Source organism: Sedimentitalea todarodis (assembly GCF_032595355.1).
Classification (GTDB): Bacteria; Pseudomonadota; Alphaproteobacteria; order Rhodobacterales; family Rhodobacteraceae; genus Sedimentitalea; species Sedimentitalea todarodis.
This window is the reverse complement of record NZ_JASMWN010000017.1, coordinates 95,726-115,015: the sequence shown is the minus strand read 5'-3', so window position 1 is coordinate 115,015 and position 19,290 is coordinate 95,726. Positions and strand designations below refer to the sequence as shown.

The 19,290-nt window shown below is 58.9% G+C and carries 20 protein-coding genes; 7 read left to right on the top strand and 13 right to left on the bottom strand.

All coding sequences use genetic code 11. The features are described from left to right. Nucleotides 1-41: 41 nt before the first annotated feature. Genes argB through QO231_RS18900 form a run of 3 tightly spaced genes read left to right on the top strand, consistent with a single transcriptional unit; the run spans nt 42 to nt 2,092 of the window. Nucleotides 42-905, top strand: a complete 864-nt coding sequence (gene argB / locus QO231_RS18910; RefSeq protein WP_316780026.1) for an acetylglutamate kinase — start codon at nt 42-44, stop codon at nt 903-905. 3 nt (nt 906-908) lie between these two features. Beyond that, complete coding sequence (locus tag QO231_RS18905) at nt 909-1,601, top strand: ferredoxin (protein WP_316780024.1); 693 nt, start codon at nt 909-911, stop codon at nt 1,599-1,601. Next, nucleotides 1,598-2,092 (top strand): SixA phosphatase family protein, encoded by a 495-nt coding sequence (locus tag QO231_RS18900; RefSeq protein WP_316780021.1) that lies wholly within the window; start codon nt 1,598-1,600, stop codon nt 2,090-2,092. Before QO231_RS18905 ends, QO231_RS18900 begins: the two co-directional genes overlap by 4 nt. Before the next feature lie 106 nt (nt 2,093-2,198). On the opposite strand, the gene QO231_RS18895 is transcribed toward QO231_RS18900, so the two are convergent. The 8 genes from QO231_RS18895 to crcB form a co-directional block, all read right to left on the bottom strand. Then, a complete protein-coding gene (locus tag QO231_RS18895) occupies nt 2,199-2,966 on the bottom strand; it encodes an amino acid ABC transporter ATP-binding protein (RefSeq protein ID WP_316780019.1) in 768 nt (255 codons plus the stop codon). A gap of 13 nt (nt 2,967-2,979) precedes the next feature. After that, nucleotides 2,980-4,281, bottom strand: a complete 1,302-nt coding sequence (locus QO231_RS18890) for an amino acid ABC transporter permease (RefSeq protein WP_316780016.1) — start codon at nt 4,279-4,281, stop codon at nt 2,980-2,982. Nucleotides 4,282-4,284: 3 nt separating this feature from the next. Then, on the bottom strand, nt 4,285-5,499 hold the full coding sequence (locus QO231_RS18885) for an amino acid ABC transporter permease (RefSeq protein WP_316780013.1): 1,215 nt from the start codon (nt 5,497-5,499) through the stop codon (nt 4,285-4,287). A 127-nt stretch (nt 5,500-5,626) separates the two neighbouring features. Beyond that, nucleotides 5,627-6,643: an amino acid ABC transporter substrate-binding protein gene (locus tag QO231_RS18880; RefSeq protein WP_316780011.1), complete on the bottom strand. Its 1,017-nt coding sequence runs from the start codon at nt 6,641-6,643 to the stop codon at nt 5,627-5,629. A gap of 197 nt (nt 6,644-6,840) precedes the next feature. Continuing rightward, nucleotides 6,841-7,560, bottom strand: coding sequence for an ATP12 family chaperone protein (locus QO231_RS18875; protein ID WP_316780008.1), 720 nt, complete (start codon nt 7,558-7,560; stop codon nt 6,841-6,843). Beyond that, nucleotides 7,557-8,240, bottom strand: a complete 684-nt coding sequence (locus tag QO231_RS18870; RefSeq protein ID WP_316780006.1) for an HAD-IA family hydrolase — start codon at nt 8,238-8,240, stop codon at nt 7,557-7,559. The genes QO231_RS18875 and QO231_RS18870 overlap by 4 nt, the downstream gene beginning before the upstream one ends. Further along, nucleotides 8,237-9,280, bottom strand: coding sequence for an RluA family pseudouridine synthase (locus QO231_RS18865; RefSeq protein WP_316780003.1), 1,044 nt, complete (start codon nt 9,278-9,280; stop codon nt 8,237-8,239). Before QO231_RS18865 ends, QO231_RS18870 begins: the two co-directional genes overlap by 4 nt. Next, on the bottom strand, nt 9,277-9,657 hold the full coding sequence (crcB, locus tag QO231_RS18860; protein WP_316780088.1) for a fluoride efflux transporter CrcB: 381 nt from the start codon (nt 9,655-9,657) through the stop codon (nt 9,277-9,279). The genes QO231_RS18865 and crcB overlap by 4 nt, the downstream gene beginning before the upstream one ends. A gap of 177 nt (nt 9,658-9,834) precedes the next feature. Here crcB and QO231_RS18855 point away from each other — a divergent pair, with 177 nt between their 5' ends. The 3 genes from QO231_RS18855 (at nt 9,835) to QO231_RS18845 (ending at nt 13,129) form a co-directional block, all read left to right on the top strand. Beyond that, complete coding sequence (locus QO231_RS18855; RefSeq protein WP_316780000.1) at nt 9,835-10,881, top strand: serine hydrolase domain-containing protein; 1,047 nt, start codon at nt 9,835-9,837, stop codon at nt 10,879-10,881. A 167-nt stretch (nt 10,882-11,048) separates the two neighbouring features. After that, nucleotides 11,049-12,380: a replication-associated recombination protein A gene (locus tag QO231_RS18850; RefSeq protein ID WP_316779998.1), complete on the top strand. Its 1,332-nt coding sequence runs from the start codon at nt 11,049-11,051 to the stop codon at nt 12,378-12,380. Between the two features lie 197 nt (nt 12,381-12,577). After that, nucleotides 12,578-13,129 (top strand): GNAT family N-acetyltransferase, encoded by a 552-nt coding sequence (locus QO231_RS18845; protein ID WP_316779995.1) that lies wholly within the window; start codon nt 12,578-12,580, stop codon nt 13,127-13,129. Between the two features lie 119 nt (nt 13,130-13,248). Here QO231_RS18845 and QO231_RS18840 read toward each other — a convergent pair whose 3' ends face one another. From QO231_RS18840 to QO231_RS18825, 4 genes are all read right to left on the bottom strand, one after another. After that, entirely contained in the window at nt 13,249-13,665 is a 417-nt protein-coding gene (locus QO231_RS18840; protein ID WP_316779992.1) for a DUF1284 domain-containing protein, read from the bottom strand. Continuing rightward, the gene (locus QO231_RS18835) at nt 13,662-14,114 is read right to left on the bottom strand and encodes a biotin transporter BioY (protein ID WP_316779990.1); all 453 of its coding nucleotides are present in this window, start codon (nt 14,112-14,114) and stop codon (nt 13,662-13,664) included. The genes QO231_RS18840 and QO231_RS18835 overlap by 4 nt, the downstream gene beginning before the upstream one ends. A 225-nt stretch (nt 14,115-14,339) precedes the next feature. Beyond that, nucleotides 14,340-14,942, bottom strand: coding sequence for a GntR family transcriptional regulator (locus QO231_RS18830; RefSeq protein WP_316779986.1), 603 nt, complete (start codon nt 14,940-14,942; stop codon nt 14,340-14,342). Nucleotides 14,943-15,107: 165 nt separating this feature from the next. Next, a complete protein-coding gene (locus QO231_RS18825) occupies nt 15,108-16,271 on the bottom strand; it encodes an MFS transporter (protein WP_316779982.1) in 1,164 nt (387 codons plus the stop codon). 88 nt (nt 16,272-16,359) lie between these two features. Between QO231_RS18825 and QO231_RS18820 the strand changes: the two genes are divergently transcribed. Continuing rightward, nucleotides 16,360-17,712, top strand: a complete 1,353-nt coding sequence (locus tag QO231_RS18820; RefSeq protein WP_316779979.1) for an aminotransferase-like domain-containing protein — start codon at nt 16,360-16,362, stop codon at nt 17,710-17,712. 170 nt (nt 17,713-17,882) lie between these two features. Here the strand turns inward: QO231_RS18820 and QO231_RS18815 are convergent, their stop codons facing one another. Beyond that, a complete protein-coding gene (locus QO231_RS18815; protein WP_316779976.1) occupies nt 17,883-19,265 on the bottom strand; it encodes a trypsin-like peptidase domain-containing protein in 1,383 nt (460 codons plus the stop codon). Between the last annotated feature and the right edge of the window lie 25 nt (nt 19,266-19,290).

Sequence of the window (19,290 nt, the reverse complement as noted above, 5' to 3'; positions counted from 1 at the left end):
GCGGCAAACCATGACATCCCTGTCACGAACGGATGAGCAATATGAAGACCCGACAAATGAACCGTGACTGGATTTCCACGGCGGCAACGCTGTCAAGCGCCCTGCCCTACCTGCAGCGGTACACCGGTGCCATTGTTGTGATCAAACTCGGCGGCCACGCCATGGGCAGCGACGACGCGATGGACAGTTTCGCCCGCGATATCGTGTTGATGCAGCAAGTCGGCGTTAACCCGGTGATCGTGCATGGCGGCGGGCCTATGATCAACGCATTGCTCAAGAAACTGGACATCAAATCCGAATTCGTCAATGGCAAGCGTGTCACCGACACCGCCACGGTCGAGGTTGTCGAGATGGTGCTCTCGGGCCTGGTCAACAAGCGAATCGTGCAGGCGATCAACCGGCAGGGCGGACGCGCGGTCGGGATATCGGGCAAGGATGCGAACCTCATGGTTTGCGACCAGACCGATCCGTCGCTTGGCTTTGTCGGAACTCCGGCCGAGATGGACGTCAAACTGTTGCACACTTTGTTTGAGCGCGACATGATTCCGGTGATTGCACCACTGGGGGCGGGCCGGGATGGCGAGACCTTCAACGTCAACGGTGACACGGCGGCGGGCGCGATTGCCGGGGCGCTGAAGGCGGACCGCCTGTTGCTCCTGACCGATGTGTCAGGCGTCAAGAATGCCGAAGGCGCCGTGGTGACAGAACTCAAGACAGAGCAGATCCGGCAGATGACACGTGACGGTGTGATCGCGGGCGGAATGATCCCCAAGACAGAAACCGCTCTGGACGCGATCGAAGGTGGCGTAAGGGCAGCAGTCATTCTGGACGGACGTGCACCCAACGCCTGCCTGCTGGAGCTGTTTACGGAACATGGCGCTGGCTCCATTATCCGACCGGACTGATCAATGCGGAGGTTGAACACAGCAGCATCGGTAGACCCATCGCCGCTTGGTCGCCTGAACGCTGACCTCGTCGATCACGGGCTCCTGATGATGGGCGCGCTACACCCCGACCGGGTACAGGCGCGCGAGTTGACAGGCGGCACGCTTGTTCTGCTAGGCTGTGGACCGGGGTTCTGGCCGGTCTTCACTGCCGCCCCCGAAGCGCTCGACGGCCTTGCCGATCCCGTTGATCGGTGGTCAAAGCGTGTGATCTCGTTGCTGGCCAATCGATTTGATGCGAGGCCGCTCTTTCCTTTTGGCGGGCCTCCCTTTGCGCCCTTTGTTGACTGGGCACAGAAATCGGATCGCGCCTTTTCAAGCCCCACTGGCATGCTGGTGCATGACACGGTCGGGCTGATGATCTCGTACCGTGGAGCATTGCACTTTGCTGCCGAACTGCCCTTGCCCGCGGGCAAGGCCGAACATCCCTGTCACACCTGCGCAACCCGCCCCTGCACGAGTGCCTGCCCGGTGGGCGCGCTCAGCGAAACACAGCCCTATGATGTTGCTGCCTGTCATGCTTATCTGGACACGGCGGCGGGACAGGACTGTATGATGAACGGCTGCGCCGCCCGACGCGCCTGTCCGATCAGCGCCGGCGCCGGACGCCGCGCAAAGCAATCCGCCCTTCACATGAAAGCGTTCCATCCGAAATGACCCGCACCCTGATCCTGATGCGCCACACCAAATCCAGCTGGGATGACTATACGCTCGCCGACCACGACCGCCGACTCAACAAACGCGGCCAGCGCTCTGCCAAGGCACTTGGCGAATGGCTGTCCGACAAACCCTGGCAAACCGATCAGGCGCTCGTCTCGACCGCGACAAGGACGCGCGAGACATTCGCAGGGCTTGGCCTTTCGCTGGACGCAGAGTTCACCCGTACCCTGTATCACGCGGACGCTGCGGAATTGCAGTTGGTTCTGGAAACCGCAGTCGGAGCGACCGTGTTGATGATCGGTCACAATCCGGGCATCAGTGAGTTCGCACAGGACATGGCGGCAACCGCCCCCAAACACCCGCGCTTTTCCGATTTTCCAACCGGGGCGACCGTGGTCATGGAATTCGACATTCAGGGCTGGGATGACGTTGAAACCCGTACCGGTCGTGTATTGGATTTCGTGGTGCCTCGTGAACTCTTGGCCTGAACCATTTCGGAGAGATCTGCGAGTCCTGTTGCTGCCAGAGGCACGATAGAACAAAGGCGGGCCAGTCTCCTGCCCCGCCTTGTGAATTTCTTGACCGTGATGCTTGTCAGTGACCCAGAATCTGGCTCAGGAACAGCTGGGTCCGTTCGCTCTGCGGGTTGTTGAAGAACTCTTCCGGCTCGTTCTGTTCAACGATCTGCCCCGCATCCATGAAGATCACGCGATTCGCGACCTGCCGCGCAAAACCCATTTCATGGGTGACACAGAGCATTGTCATCCCTTCCTCGGCCAGCTCGATCATGGTGTCGAGAACCTCTTTGATCATCTCCGGGTCCAGCGCCGATGTCGGTTCGTCAAACAGCATCACCCGTGGCCGCATGCACAGGGATCGTGCAATCGCCACACGCTGCTGTTGTCCGCCAGACAGTTGGCCCGGATACTTGTCCGCCTGATCCGGAATTTTCACCTTTTCGAGGAAATGCATCGCCGTTTCCTGGGCTTCTTTCTGCGGGATCTTGCGCACCCAGATCGGCGCCAGTGTACAGTTTTCAAGAATGGTCAAATGCGGAAACAGGTTGAAGTGCTGAAAGCACATGCCGACCTCGGACCGGATCTTGTCGATGTTCTTGAGGTCTGATGACAACTCGGTTCCGTCAACGATGATCCTGCCCTTCTGATGCTCCTCCAGAGCATTGATACACCGGATCAGCGTTGATTTTCCCGAACCGGACGGGCCACAGATGACGATGCGTTCGCCGCGATAGACCGTCAGATCGATGTCTCGCAGAACGTGGAACGCACCGTACCATTTGTTCATATTGGTGATGCTGATCGCGACTTCGTCGGATACCTGCAAACGTGCTGTTTCGGCCATTTTCAAGCCCTCTCTATCGATGATCTGTCGCAAGGCGGCGTTCAAGCCACTGCGAATACTGTGAAATACTGTAGCAAACGATGAAGAACAGAATCGCGGCGAACAGGAACAACTCCCAGTACACCCCGTTCCATTCCGTCGACGCCAAAAGCGGGCCCCTGATCATTCCGACGACGTCGAACATCGAGATCACCGAAACCAGAGTCGTGTCCTTGAACAGCCCCACGGCCACGTTGACGATGCCGGGGATCGAAATCTTGAGCGCCTGCGGCAGGATGATCAGCCGGATGGCCTGAGCATAGTCCAGCCCGAGGCTGTCGGCGGCTTCCTTCTGGCCCTTTGGCAACGCGGCAAGCCCACCCCGGATCACTTCCGCGATATAGGCCGCGGAGAACATGGTGATCATGATGACGACGCGCAGGAACAGGTCGACCGTCGCGTCGGGCGGGAACAGGTAGGCCAACATCACGCTCGCAACGAACAGCAGCGTAATCAGCGGTACGCCGCGAATGAACTCGATGAAGATCACGCAGATCCCCTTGACTACTGGCAAGTCCGATTGCCGCCCCAGGGCGAGCGCAATGCCAAGCGGGACAGACAGTGAAACACACGTCACGCCCAGCATCATGTTCAGCATGAAGCCACCCAGATCCCGGCTTGCCACGGCCGGCAGCATCGCGTTTTCCGATGCGTTTTCGGGGATGAGCAATCCGCCGATCCACCAGACCAGAGTCGCCACGGCGATCCCGCCGAAGAACCCGGCTGCGAAGGTTCGGGTGACCAGCTTGCTGTACGCCATATAGCCCAGCAAACAGCCCACCAGCGCCAGAAGCGGCGACAGGATCGTCCCGCCCCAGATCAGCCAGAACGCGATGAATGGAAACAGACCGGTGAAGATCAACATCTTGCGAGGCAGATCAAAGAACAGCACCGGTGCGGCGGCAATCAGCATCAGAAAGAAGGCCAGGGTCGGCCGCCAATAGAACTCGGACGGGTAGATGAAACCGAACATCAATTGGTTCCAACGTTCGGACAGCACCGAAAAACATGCCGCCGAACGGCCATTCAGCACGTCGCGGCACTCCGCGAGTGAGCTGGTGTTCCAAACCCCGCCAAGCATCCATGGCAGAACCGAGCTGAGCACAACATAGACTACATAAAGCGAAACGATCGTCAGAAATGCATTTCCCCAAGACGAGAACAGGTTGTCCTGCACCCATCTGATTGGCCCGGCGGCGTTGCTGGGCGGAGCGGAGGCGGGAATGGGTGTATCCCTGACGAACGCGACGGCGGGTTTATTGTTGTTTTCTGACATCCCTCACCGCTCCTGCAATTTGGTTGCATTGTTGTAGATGTTCATCACAAGCGAGATGCACAGCGAAATGACCAGGTAAAACAGCATCAGCAGCAAAACGCATTCAATGGCGCGCCCGGTCTGGTTCATCGTGATACCACCCAATGTCGCGGTGATATCGGCATAACCGACCAGGATCGCGAGGGACGAGTTCTTGGTGATGTTGAGATACTGAGAGATCAATGGGGGAATAATCACCCGGAGCGCCTGCGGCAGCACCACCAGATTCATGATTCGACCGGGGCGCAATCCAAGAGCTCCGGCAGCTTCGGTCTGGCCCTTGCTGACCGCCTGAATGCCAGCACGCACATTTTCGGCAATAAAGGCACCGGTGTAGACGGAAAGCGCAAACCAGAGCGCGATCAACGGCGCGCCGATCTTCAGTCCGCCCTGAAAGTTGAACCCCTTGAGGGCCGGGTATTCCAACCCGATCGGAGAGCCCATGATAAAGAAGGCAAGCACCGACGGCACAAAGAAAATTGCCACGCTCGGCCAGAGCATCGGCAACAGGCGTCCGGTGTCATACAAGAGCTTGGTCGCGTACCGCCGATAGGCAAACATGCCAAAGACAGACAGCACAAAGACCGCGGCCACCACCATCGAACCTGGACCCCAGACGGGCGCCGGTATATAGACACCGCGATTGGTGAAGGCCACCGCATCCAGAATCATCGACGAGGTCGCGTCATCGCCTCTGAAGGCCCGTGGGCCCGGCATCGAAACAGTCATGATCCCGTAAATGACGAGGATCCAGATCAGCAGCGGGATGTTGCGGAAAATCTCGACATAGACTGCCATCAACTTGCGAACGATCCAGTTTTGGGACAGTCGCAGGACACCTGCGAACACGCCCAGGATCGTTGCCGTGATACAGGCCAGGAATGAAACAAGCAGTGTGTTCAGGATACCGACAAACGCAGCACGCAAGTTGGAATCCTGATTGTTGTAGGAAATCAGGGTCTGGTTGATGTCATATCCGGCCGGTGTACTGAGAAAATTGAAAGAAATGTTCAGTCCGGCTTCTCGCAGGTTCTTGGCAAGGTTCGAGCCAAGATATGCAATGGACGCGACGAGCAAGATCACAGCGATTGCCTGAAATGTTGCCGAGCGGTACCGAGTATCGTTAACCAGCATCGATAGGCGAAACTGCTCTGTCGGTGGATCCGTAATAGTCGTCATGTATTGTATCCCTGTTTCCTCCGATCTCTTCTTTCGGCAGGGTTTGTCCCCGCTCGTCGAAGATCGAACTCTTTAGTCTGGATAAGAAACGGGGCGCAAGATAACTTGCGCCCCTTGGTCTGGCTTCTTACCGGAACGGCGGCGAATACAGAAGACCACCGTCGGTCCACTGCGCGTTCAGACCGCGCGCCAAGCCGATTGGAGTGGTTTCACCGATGTTCTTGGCAAAGATCTCGCCATAGTTGCCACCGGCCAGGATCGCTTTCTGGGCCCAGTCGGCATTCAATCCGAGCATCTCGCCGAGGGTCCCTTCGGTCCCCAGAAGGCGGTTGATTTCGGGATTGTCGGTGCCTGCGTTCAGCTCACCGATATTGGCCGATGTCACGTTCAGTTCTTCGGCCGCGATCAGCGCGTTGAGCGTCCAGCGGACCACGTCACCCCATTCGTTGTCCCCGTGACGGACAAGCGGGCCAAGAGGCTCTTTGGAGATGATTTCCGGCAGGATCACATGTGCGGTCGGATCTTCAAAGGTCGCACGTGTCGAAGCAAGGCCCGAAGCATCGGTCGTATAGGCATCGCATGCCCCTGCAACATATTGCTGCTGGCCTTCGGCGTTGGTTTCCACCGGAACCGGCTCATAGCTGATGTTGTTGGTGCGGAAGAAATCCGCGAGGTTCAGCTCGGTCGTGGTGCCGGTCTGAATGCAGACGGTGGCTCCGTCGAGTTCCTTGGCCGAACTTACGCCCAGTTCCTTGGGAACCAGGAAGCCCTGGCCGTCATAGTAGTTGATGCCGATAAAATCAAACTTGAGATCAACGTCCCGCGAGAATGTCCAGGTTGTATTCCGGGCCAGCATGTCGATTTCACCCGAAGCCAGCGCAGTAAATCTGGTTTTGGCGGTTGTCGGCACAAATTCGACCGCAGTCCCGTCGCCCAAAACCGCCGCAGCGACCGCGCGGCAGATATCGACGTCAAAGCCTTTCCATTCGCCATTTGCATCTGGCGCGCCAAAGCCGGCCAGACCTGTTACGACGCCGCAGTTCAGCTTGCCACGTGCCTTGACGTCATCCAACGTGCCAGCTGCAGCGGCCCCCGCTGCGACGCCGGCGACCGTAAGTGCGCCAAAAAGTACGGATTTTTTCATGATTACCTCTTCCTGATTTTCCGCCCTGGTTCTGGGCGGTTTGCCCGGTACCTGAGATACCGATAGATACACCGAAGAAAGGGCTGCCCCCTTCAGTGGGGCCGAGTTTGGGCGCATTCATCCACAAACGTCAAGCCTTTGAACCAACAAATCAATGTGCAAACGCAGAGTTGCCCCTGGGTCAGCCGCATGCAGGCTCACTGCATCGTTGATTGGCAAAGGTCCATGAACCGCTTTGCGTGTAGGAAGGCGCGGCGTTTGATCTCGACCTGCTGCTGCGCCTCTTCGTCCGCGCCCCACTGGTCTTCCTGCCATATCTCATCCAGCCGGGACAGGTGCCATATGTCGTCGGCATCCCGCCAGTTTCTGGCCGCAGCAAAACCCAGGACCAATGAACCGGACAGGCTGACGAGATCGTGAAACGCGGCCAGTTCGAATTCCGTCATGCGATGGACCGGCGCGGCGAGGTTTGCGAGCGCCGCCTCGGACTGCGGCTGATGGATCACGCCGCAATGCGGGATCAGCCGCGCGCCGAGGGTCTCATGTGCCCAGTCAAGCGCCGGATCCCATTGATCGGATTGGCGCGCAACCAGTTCCGCCGGCGATTCTGCGCGATAGCACAATAGATCGGTGTCGCCATAGGCGGCCAGCATCTCGGCAACCTCGGCATGCTGGTGTCGCACCTTGTCGATTGCCGCGTTGGCCGAACGCGTGACCGGCATGCTCAGGGGGTTGATCTTTTCCTCCTGTGCGTCCCATTCCGCAGCCACGGCCTCGGCCATGACGCGCGTTGGCAGCAGCAACGCCGCCTTTGCGGGCGTCTTGATCCGACGATGGTCCAGCGCCACGGCAAACCCTTCGCCCTCCTCGGCCACTGTCGTGGTTTTCCAGAATCGCTTTTGCTTACGCTCGCTCATGCCGAAACCTTCCAGATACTGTCCAATGCGCCCGGCAGCTCGTCAAATGCGTCTACGACCAGATCGGCAAGCTGCAATTGTGGCACCCCGTGATAGCCCCAGCTGACAGCAATCCCCGGCACTTTTGCCGCACGGGCCATCTCCATATCATAGCTGGTATCGCCGATCATGACCGTCTGCGCAGGGCCGACCCCGGCTTTGGCCATCGCGGTCGTGATCATCGACGGATGCGGTTTGGACGGGTGAAAATCCGCGTTCTGCCTTGTCACGAACACCCGCAACAGATCATGCGCGTCAAGCAAGGCCGTCAGGCCCCGTTGGGATTTTCCGGTTGCGATCCCCAGCAAGAGATCCGGGCGTTTGGACAATTGGGCAATCATCTCCCGTGCTCCCGGGTAGAGCGGCGATTCCTCTGCCGCGCCATTGGCGAGGCGATGCGCGTGATAGGCCTCCTTATAGCCGTTCACGAGGCGGGCCTGCGTCTGGGCCGTCTGCTCCGGTGCCAGCCGCGCAATCGCATGATCCAGCGAGAGACCCACGATCGAGAGGGTTTCGCTTCGCTCCGGCACACCTAGCCCGATGGCCTCAAAGGATGCGGTCATCGCGGCCACGATGGCCCCCTGACTGTCTACCAGCGTTCCATCGACGTCAAAGATCACCAGCCGCATCGGATCGGTCATACCAGGTCCTCGAACGGGTCCTCCGAGGCCATGTCATCGGTCCAGCCGAAGGTGTCCCAGCTGTCCTTCATGTGATCTGGCAACGGCGCGGTAAAGGTCACAGCCTTGCGGCTGACCGGATGCTCGAATGACAGGCGCCGGGCGTGCAGGTGCAGCTTCTTGCTGATGATGCCGCCCAATTGCGCGCCCCATCCATCGCCCATGTTGTCCTGTCCGGAGCCACCATATTTGCCATCCCCGATGATCGGATGGCCGATCTCTGACATATGCGCGCGCAACTGATGGGTGCGGCCGGTGATCGGCTCCATCGCCACCCAGGACGCGCGCCCGGCCACACGATAAAGCGTGGCATAGAGCGTATGCGAGCGTTTGGCGCCGGGCGTCGCGTTGATCTCGTCAGGGTGAACGGCGATCATCTTTTCACCCTCGCCCCCCTGCCCGTGCCCCGGTGCCTTGACCAGACCGGTCTTGATTTCGCCCAGGTAGGGCGTCGGCACGCCAGCCACGAGCGCCCAGTAGATCTTGCGCGTGTTACGATGCCGGAACGCTGCGGTCAGCCCCTTGGCCGCCTGTCGCGTCCGCGCCAACAGAAGAACGCCGGAGGTATCCTTGTCGAGCCGGTGGACGAGACGCGGGTTTTCTTCTGCGTCAAACCGCAACGCGCCCGCCATGCCATCGACATGACGCGCCTGCCCGCTGCCCCCCTGGACCGGAAGACCCGCTGGTTTGTTCAGCGCCAGTACATCGTCATCACGATAGATTACGCAAGATTGGATCATGCGGACATCGGCATCGGAAATCCGCGTTTGCATGGGCGCTGGCCGATGTTGGCTGTCAGCCAGCGGCGGAATGCGCACCTGTTGGCCGGCCATCACGCGGCTCGACGCCTTTACACGGCCTCCATCCACCCGCAGCTCGCCCTTGCGGCACATCTTTTCGATGCGCCCCTGGCTGACATGGGGGAACATCCGGCGCAGCCATCTGTCAATGCGCTGATCGTCGTCGTCTTCCTTGACTATGATCATCTGAACGCCGCTCATGCAAATACCCCGCGCGTGAGTATCAGGCCGAGGGCCAGCGCCCCCACGGAAAGCCCGACAGATAGAAGTACATAGAACGCCGCCTGCCCGTGATCGCCGCGCTCGATCAAGGTCATGGTCTCCAGGGAAAACGCCGAAAACGTGGTGAAGCCGCCCAGAATACCGGTCATCACCAGTGGGCTGAGATGCGTCAGCCCCTTGTGCGCCGCCGCGACTACGAACACTCCCATCAGGAACGAGCCGACGACATTCACGATCAGGATGGCGATCGGAAAATCGTTGTGACCGAACATGCGCAGAATGCCCAACCCCGACAGATAGCGCAGCGACGCGCCGATCGCGCCTCCGAAGGCGACAAGAGAAACGGATGAAATCATGGCCGGGATGTCGCGCGGCGCGCGTCCAGAGTCAAGCAATCCCACACACCATTCATTATCCAGTTTTGGCCAATGGATATGTCTGCGCAGGGTTGGACGCCCGTGCGCCTTGTCTCTTGCCATCTCCGCGACCAGCGACAATCCTCAAAGTCGATGTCCAACACGGAGACACCCTATATGCTGAAATGCCTCGCCTTCATGTCCGCGACCCTCGCAGCCGGCATCGCGCAGGCCGATCCGGCAGCGCTGAGCGGCGAACTTCAGCATGCATTCGATCAGGGCAAGCTCGATGGGTTGCATGCGGTGCTGGTGCGTCAGAATGGCGAAACCCTGGCCGAGGTCTATTTCGAAGGTCGGGATGAAAGATGGGGACAACCGCTTGGCCCCCGCAGCCATGGCCCCGATACGCTGCATGATCTGAGGTCGGTATCAAAATCCGTGACCGGTCTGCTTTATGGAATAGCGCTGGACAAGGGGTTGGTTGCCGGGACGGACAGCGCGTTGCTGGCGCAGTTCCCTGAATATGCCGACCTTGCGACCACCGAGCGCAACAGGATCACCATCGGCGACACGCTCTCCATGCAGATGGGGACGCAATGGGACGAAACCCTGCCCTACACCGATCCGCGCAACAGCGAAATCGCGATGGAACTTGCAGAGGACCGCTATCGCTATGTTCTGGAGCAGCCGGTCGTTGCAGACCCCGGCACGGCATGGACCTATTCCGGAGGCACGACGGCCCTTCTTGGCGCGATCATAGCGCGGGGGGCCGGCATGCCGCTGGACCAGTTCGCCAGACTGCACCTTTTTGATCCTCTCGGCATCGACGAATTTGAGTGGATTGCCGGCGACGATGGCATCCCCTCCGCAGCGTCCGGCCTGCGCCTTTCGGCCCGCGATCTGGCCAGGATCGGAGAAATGGTCGCCGCAAGGGGCATCTATGAGGGTCAGCAAATCGTATCAGCCGACTGGTTGCAGCAATCCGCCACGCCCCGCGCCCAACTCGACCCGCTGCGCTATGGCTATCACTGGTGGCTGTCGCCAATTGGCGATCCGCCCAGTTGGATTGCCGGGTTCGGCAACGGTGGTCAGCGCCTGTCGATCAGCCCGCGCCTCGGCCTTGTCGTGGTGGTCTATGCCGGGCGCTACAACGATAGGCTGGCTTGGGAGCTGCCGCTTGCGGTGGTCAACGACTATGTCGTCCCGGCACTGGGCCTGCGCTAGCCGCAGCACTGTATGCGCGGCTTGGCGAGGTAATCCTGCCGCTGTTCTCATCGGTGTTCGGCACAACCGTCCCTGTTTCATATCAAAGCATTGTGGATGCGCGTTTCCATGGGCAATTCTCATCATCGCAATTTCCAAGGATGGAACTGTAAGCTACACACCTCAGTATGACTGATCTTTTCGGCGACGCGCCAAACACACCCCCACCAGAGACATCCCAATCACGCGATCGACCATTGGCGGATCGCCTGCGACCGACGCGATTGAGTGATGTGATCGGACAGGATCACCTTTTGTCACCAGATGCGCCATTGGGTGCAATGCTGGCGTCACACACACTGTCCTCGCTCATTTTTTGGGGGCCACCCGGTGTCGGCAAGACGACAATAGCGAGATTGCTCGCCGACGCTTCGGATCGGGCTTTCGTGCAAATCAGCGCCATTTTTTCCGGTGTCGCCGAATTGCGAAAGGTGTTTGAGGCTGCAAAAACACGGGCGCGCATCGGACAGGGCACACTGCTGTTCGTAGACGAGATTCATCGCTTCAACAAAGCACAGCAGGACGGCTTTCTGCCGCATATGGAAGATGGGACCATAGTGCTCGTCGGGGCAACAACGGAAAACCCTTCCTTCGAGTTGAATTCCGCTTTGCTTTCCAGATCGCAGGTCCTGGTTCTTCGTCGCCTTGATGCATCCGCGCTCGCGGAACTGATGAAAAGAGCAGAACAAATGCTCGGCAGGGAACTGCCCCTCGCAGCCGACGCCCGCGCAACACTCCTGGACATGGCCGATGGCGACGGGCGCGCACTCCTGAATCTGATAGAGCAAGTCTCAACAATCGCATCTGACACGCCACTTGGCGCAAAAGTCCTGGCGGCAAGGTTACAGCGACGTGCCGCCCAGTATGACAAATCTGGTGATGGCCACTACAATTTGATTTCGGCCTTGCACAAGTCGGTCCGCGGATCCGATCCGGATGCCGCAATGTACTGGCTGGCACGGATGCTCACTGCTGGCGAAGACCCCCGTTTTCTCGCACGCCGGATGACACGCATGGCGACGGAAGACATCGGATTGGCAGATCCGCAGGCGATTCGTCTTTGTCTGGATGCCTGGGAAACATACGAGCGCCTTGGTTCACCGGAAGGCGAGCTGGCCCTTGGGCAGGCCGTTATCTACCTCGCGTTGGCGCCGAAATCCAATGCGGCCTATGTTGCGTTCAAGCAAGCCATGAGTTTGGCGAAACGGACCGGCTCCGAGCCACCGCCAAAACACATCCTGAACGCACCGACGGCGCTCATGAAAGATCAGGGGTACGGCGATGGCTATGCCTACGATCACGACGCCAAGGACAGCTTTTCAGGACAACACTATTTTCCCGATGACATGGAGCGCACCGCCTTTTACGCGCCGCCAGAGCGCGGCTACGAACGCGAGATGAAGAAACGGTTGGAGTATTTTGCGAGGCTGCGGGAGAAGCGGAAAGGAAATTCAGTTTAGAAGAAAATATAATAATTCCAGTATTTTATGTTCCGTTCCTACATATGTTCGGGCGGGGCACAGGAAGCAACATCTGCAATCGGACAGGCAATCAGTGTTTCGTGCTACTGGACAATGCTGCATTGCAGCATTATATACCTTGAGGGAGGCCACACAAGTTGCCAGCATAGCTGGTTCAGCATCGAAGGTCGGCATTCATGAATACTGATACAGACCATACCCAACCCAACATACGGCGATTGTGGCAGTCTGACCAAGCAACATTGGTCGACTTTTTTCAAAGGATGGACCTGCAAACTCGCCGCCTCAGGTTCTTTGCACCGGTGGATGATGACTATCTGAAGAGCTACGCCGAAGGCATTCTGTCCAAGGACACAGTGGCTTATGGCGCGTTCCCCGATCAAACGTTGCGCGGGATCACCGAGCTGCGCGTCCTTCAGGACAAATGGCCCCGAGCGGCGGAAATCGCTCTCTTGGTCGAACCTGAATGGCAGGAGAAGGGACTCGGCGATGCGTTGTTCGACCGTGGCATCACCGCCGCACAAAACCGTAACATCAAGTCGCTTCACATGCTTTGCCTGAAAGAAAACAAGCGCATGCAGTACCTGGCAAAAAAACATGATGCCGTTTTGAAGTTCGAGACGGGCGAAACCGAAGCGGCGCTGACCCCGCCCTGGCCGACTCCGATGTCGCTTTTCTATGAGATGTTCGCCGATACTCGCGGCTATCTGCAATTGATGTGCCACTAAGCTGTGTCCGGATACAGGTGACAAAGCCGGTGTCTGAGGCGGTCTTGCAAAATTGCGGCATCACGCTGCAGGCTTGAGCGCTGGCGGGCGGCCAATCATGCGCCGCAAACGAAATTGCGTCAGACAAATGTCCCGTCATAGTCGTTTTCGGCAATGGCAGTGCACAGTTCGCCCCACTGACAATTGCTGCAGGCCGATCTTACCTGACCTTGCGCGAAGGCCACCCGAAGCCGCCTCAACGAGTGCGTGTCCAGAGAGAGCTTTGCTCCGGGGTGCACGAATGTATGCAGTATCCGGCTCACATCCCGGGCCGCCTGCAGGTCTCGATTGTAAACACCGTTGTCGAAGCAATGCATGTCAGCTTCATCCAGACGCGGGGCGCAGATATCATCGGGGCCCGCTACGATCTCGATACTCTCCCCGGCAGCAATGCGCCCCGCGATCACGTTCATGTTCTCCGTGAACGCGGGGCTGTACCCCCTTCCGACGTAGGTAAGGATACAAAGAAGATGGTGCGCGCGCAGGCGTACCGTCATTCGCCGCTTCGCTTGGTGTGGCGCGTCAACAGTTTGAGAGTCATCGCGCCAAGGCCCGACTTGAGGACCGCGCCGATCAGGAACGGAAGCACACCGGCCACAATCGCCTTTTCAACACCGATCAGGACAGCAAGCCATGTGGCACCCAAGACGAGGCAGAGCGCGTTGCCGACAAGCATAGAAAGAAACGCCATCCAAACGCGGTGGCCATTCCATCCGCGCTCGGCCAACCACCCGACAACCATCCCCGCGACCGGGAACGCAAAGAGATAGCCGCCAGTTGGTCCCATGAAATGGAGCGCCCCAGCCGCGCCCCCCGCCAGGACCGGCAATCCAAGGGCACCCTCCATCAACCAGGCTGCGATTGTGATACCACCCAAACGCCAGCCATAGAGTGCGCCGACGAGCATAACAGCAAATGTTTGCATCGTGACCGGAACAGGTACCATTGGAACTTCAATATAAGACGACACTGCGAGAAAAACCGTGCCGAAAAAGACGGCAGCAACTTTCCACAATACAGGTCGGCTCTGCAAGTTCAACACATTGAGGTTTTGATAGACAGTTGCAGTCGTAGGTGAAGGCATTGGGGACTTCCTTACGTTATCTATTAAATCGGGTTGAAATTCCAATTTGTATGTAAACTATAGATTATCTGCAAGGCCGTCATTGAATCATCTGCGCGAGAGATGCCTCTCTAAGATTCTTGTCGCCATTTTCCCGTCGCGCAGCGCCATAGCGTGCAGGATAGCGACGTGATCCTTGTCCGAAGTGTTCCGCCATGCTTCACGCCATCTGGCATGAAATCGTCGCGCCGAAAGACGTTGAAGTTGTTCGATGCGGTCCAGCAGGAGAGGCCGCGCACAGGGTCGCAGGATTGCCAGGTGAAACTGCCGATTCGCCTTTTCCCAGGAAATCGCGTCACTGGCGTTGTCGCATGCCAGCCGAAAGGCTTCCATTTCCTCCAGGGCCTCTGGCGTGATGTTGGCAATGGCTTTCGCCAAAGCGAGCGGCTCCAGTGCAAGCCTCATTTCCACGATGTCGTCCAGATCTTCGTCACTCAAGGAAAACGCTCTCACACCACGTTTGGGGATAAACGTCGCGAGTTCCATCTGTACCAGACGTTGAAGCGCCTCCCGGGCCGGGACATGACTGCACTTGAAGCGTTCAGCTATGTGATCCTGCGCAAGCCGGGCACCCTCAGCAATATCACCCCTGATGATCTCCTCTGCGAGGAGAGCGGCAATCTCCGCCGGTTTCATAGATAGTTCAGACATGATCTTCATCTACCCTGAAGCCAGTCAATGGAACAGTCCCCTGTTTCCAAAAGTGTCGTTGATGTCTACGGATTTGCGAGACACCTCCAGAAAAACGTCAGATTTGGGGCGGAGGTAGATGCAATGACGCGCCACCAGGTTGAACGCAGCCTGAGTACGCTTTCATCATGCCGAGAAGTTCGTCGAATGGAATGTCGGCCGTCGTTTCCACAGGATGACGATCAATGCCGTGACCGTGATCTGAGCGACCGCGAACACGATCATCGCAGTCAGCAGGCCCAGCATATCGGCCAAAGCGCCGCTCGCGATCACTGGAAGTGAAAAGCCAAAGTACGCATAGACGAACAATCCGGCCGTCGCCCGCGCCCGGTCGTTCGGAGCACGTAGAGAGACCCCTGCCAGCGACGCGAGGTAGCTGAACCCGTAACTCGCCGCACTGGTGATGCAGGTTCCGATCAACACCAGAGCAAGAAGGTGCAGCCAAACGCCGACAACGAGGACGAGAAAGCCGAGCGGGATCAGGACAAAGCCTAGAGTGAGGGATTGGTCGTTGGTCATGCGCCGTGCGATTGGCTGGCAGAGAAAGCCCACAAAGATCGCCAGAAAGACCACCAATCCGATCCAGCCCCCGAGGCCGTTTGCTGCCAACTCCAGCGGCACCACCGCGATTGTCATGCCTGTGGTGGACCATGCCAAGGCCATCGACGCCCCAAACACCCAAGTGCCTTGCGGAAACACCGGCAACCGCAGGGGCGACACGCGCTTGGGGTGATCGACTCGAGGCAACCCCAAGGCAATTAGCGCAAGGAGCGGTGCCGCGACGAACAAGGCAACGTAACTGGCCGGAAGCAGCGTCGGACCTTGAAGGCCAAGGCTGATACCGGTCGCCAATGCGCCTCCCCCGAAGCCAAGCGATGTCGCCGATGTGACGACAAGTGCGGCATTCCGCGTCCGATCTTCGCCAAGAATTTCTGTCATGTAGGCCGTTCCGGCGGTCGTGGCGAGGCCGGTTCCGACCCCAAGCAGCAGCCGCGCGACAACGAGGCTTTTCCAGCTTGGATCCTGCACCAGAAGCGCTGTCGCCCCTGCCCCGAGCAGCAAAGCCAGAGCAATGGGACTACGCCTTCCAATCCGGTCCGACAGCCCACCAAGCAGCAACAATGTCGGCATGAGGCCACCGACATATGCCGCGAATGCGATTGTGACAGCTGTTGCCCCGACATCACTTTCGGCCGTGTACACCTCATAAAGCGGAGCCTGAAGGTTCACCGCCGATGTCACTGTGAAAAGGCAGAAGGCCAGCAAGGAGGCAGGGATGCGCTTTGTCATGGAAACACCTTGGGAATTGACTTGAAATCCAAATGCCGGGAAGACAGAAACATGACAATTTTTTAATTGTACTAAATACAGTGGGGACATGCCGAAAGCCAGATACCTCCAACTTGCCGATGTTCTGGCGCGTGCGATCCAGACGGGAGAAGTTGCTCCGGGAACGAGATTGCCAACGCATCGGGCCTTTGCCGAACAGTTTGATATCGCCCTGGCGACAGCCACCCGTGTCTATCGAGAGCTCGAGCGTCGGGGCATTGTTGTCGGCGAGGCGGGACGTGGCACCTTCGTGCGGGATCTTGGCCTGCCCGTGACGTTGGGCGTTCACCAAACACCAACTGATGGCCTTGTCGATCTTGTGTTCAACATGCCGGGCGACGACGGTGACGCTGACTCTTTGCGTTCCGGGCTTCGCAAAATGGCGACGGCAGGCGATCTGGAAGCGATGCTACGCTACCAGCCGCATGGCGGGCGCATCCATGAACGCCGGATCATCGCTGAAAGCCTTGATCCGACCCTTGGCCCGGTTGATCCAGAGCGCCTCTTGGTGACGTCCGGCGGTCAGCATGGTCTGGCGATCACCGCGTTTGGACTGCTGCGGGCCGGTGATACCGTGGCGGCCGATACCCTGACCTATCCCGGCTTCAAGTCGGTTGCGGCGGTACAGGGCTTGGATCTTGTTCCGGTCAAAGGGCAGCAGGGTATAATGAACCCTGATGATCTGGATCGTCAATGTCGCATCAGGCAGATCAAGGCGGTCTATCTGATGCCAACCGTCCATAATCCACTGGGATCAGTGATGGACGAGCCAACGCGCGTTCGCATGATCAAGGTTGCGCAAGTGCATGATCTGATCATCATAGAAGACGCCGCCTATGCGTTTCTGGAACCCGATCCACCACCCGCCTTTCTGGCGCTTGCCCCTGAACGGACCGTGCATGTCAGCGGGTTTTCCAAGAGCATCGCCACGGGGTTGCGTCTGGGATATGTAATCGCTCCGGCGCCCAGTATCGACCCATTGCTTGAAGCGATAAGGGCAACCACCTGGAACGCCCCGGCGCTGATCTCGGGATTGGTGACAAGCTGGATCGAGGACGGCACGCTGAGGGCATCCGAAGAAATCCGACGGCGCGACGGGGCCGAACGGCAAAGGATTTGCCGGTCCGCCCTGGGAGATTTACCTATCGTATCGCATCGCAATGCCGGCTTCGCCTGGTTGCCCTTGGACAAGACGGTACGTGCTGAGCCGATCGTCAGCCGTTTGAAGGCAGAAGGGATTTCGGTATCGGGCGCTGAACCGTTCGCGACCAGCGGCGCGGTTCCGCAGGCCTTGCGGCTGGCCTTTGGCGGGGTTCCGAAACGTGAACTGGCCGCCGTTTTGGCCGCCGTCCGAAAATCTGTGGAATTGGCGCAGTCAGATCGCGGTTCATCTCGGGCATGACCCCCGGGCCGAAACTGGCGCAAGTCGCGGCAAATGTTGGTTAGGGCTCCGCGCTGACCTGAAGTAACGCTCTGAATTGGCCCCTGATAAAGCGATCACCTCGGCCAATGAGACCGGGTTCTGGCCGCAGGTCGCGCCGGTTCGTCGGGGTCCATCTGATTGGCCCGGGGCTAGAGCCGGAAGCGTAAACTAAGCCTCTGGCCGCGCCGCATCAGGTCGAGCTGCACGCTGCGTCCGGGGCGGGTCAGCGCGTCCTCGACATCAACGCTGCTCTCGATCTCGTCCCGATTGATGGAGCGGATCACATCGCCGGTCTGAAGTCCAACCCGCGCGCCTAGTGGGCCAGGATCGGTCACGATCACCCCTTCGGTGTTCAAGGGAAGGCCAAACCGCGCGATGACCGCTGGATTGGCCAGCGCCACGGTCAGGTCCGGCAACACAGTCGCTTCGCTCAGCTTGCGCTCTTTCGCAGCAGGCTCGTCAGGGGCCTGCGACATTGCCACAACGCTCTGTCGTTCCTCGGCGTCGTGCATCCACGTGATGCGCGCGTCCTGACCGATGCCCGCGACCGTCATCCGGAACAGCATTTCCGCAGGAGAGTTCACCGGTTGATCATCCACATGGGTGATCACATCTCCGACACCCAGTCCCGCCTGTGCAAAGGGGCTGGCCTCGTGCAGTTCGGTGATGACGATGCCATCGGGCACCGACAGACCAAGTGACTCGGCCAGATCGGAATTGACCTGCTGCCCGGACATGCCCGCCCAGGGCCGTTCAAAGCGTTCCGCGCCCAGACGCGCCTGATGCACGAATTCCGCCACCAGGTTGGCAGGAATCGCGAATCCGATCCCGTTGGACCCACCCGAACGGCTGAGGATCGAGGTATTGATGCCAATCAGGTTTGCGTTCACATCGATCAGCGCGCCACCGGAGTTGCCGGGATTGACGGCGGCATCGGTCTGAATGAAGTACCCCCGCGCCTGCCCGGTGGCGGCACCGGAGCGCGCCAGCCCCGAAACAATGCCGCTGGTCACCGTCTGACCGATGCCAAACGGGTTGCCGATGGCCATGGCCAGTTCGCCGACTTCGACATGATCGGAATCGCGCAAGGTGAGGAATGGCAAGTCGTCCGCCTCTTCAAGCTGCAGGATCGCTACATCGGCCTCTTCATCTCCCAACAGAACCCGCGCTTTGTATTCGCGACGGTCCGCCAACACTACGCGGATGTCGGTGGCCATGCCGACCACGTGAAAATTGGACACGACGATCCCGTCCTCTGACAGGATCACGCCCGAACCCAGCGAGTTCTGCACACGCGGCTGTGGATTTCCAAAGCCACGAAAGAAATCCTTGAAAAACGGATCGTTCATGAACGGGGTCGGCTGTGCTGCCACCACGCGACGGGCGTATATATTGACCACGGCCGGTGCGGCCTGCCTGACCAGCGGCGCAAACCCCACGGAAACCTCGGCCTGCGATAGCGGCACACGGGTCTCTGCCTGTACAGGCAGCGAAAAGGTCAATGTCAGAAACAACAGCAGGGTACGGATCATTTGACGCCTCACATTTTCGCCCTGA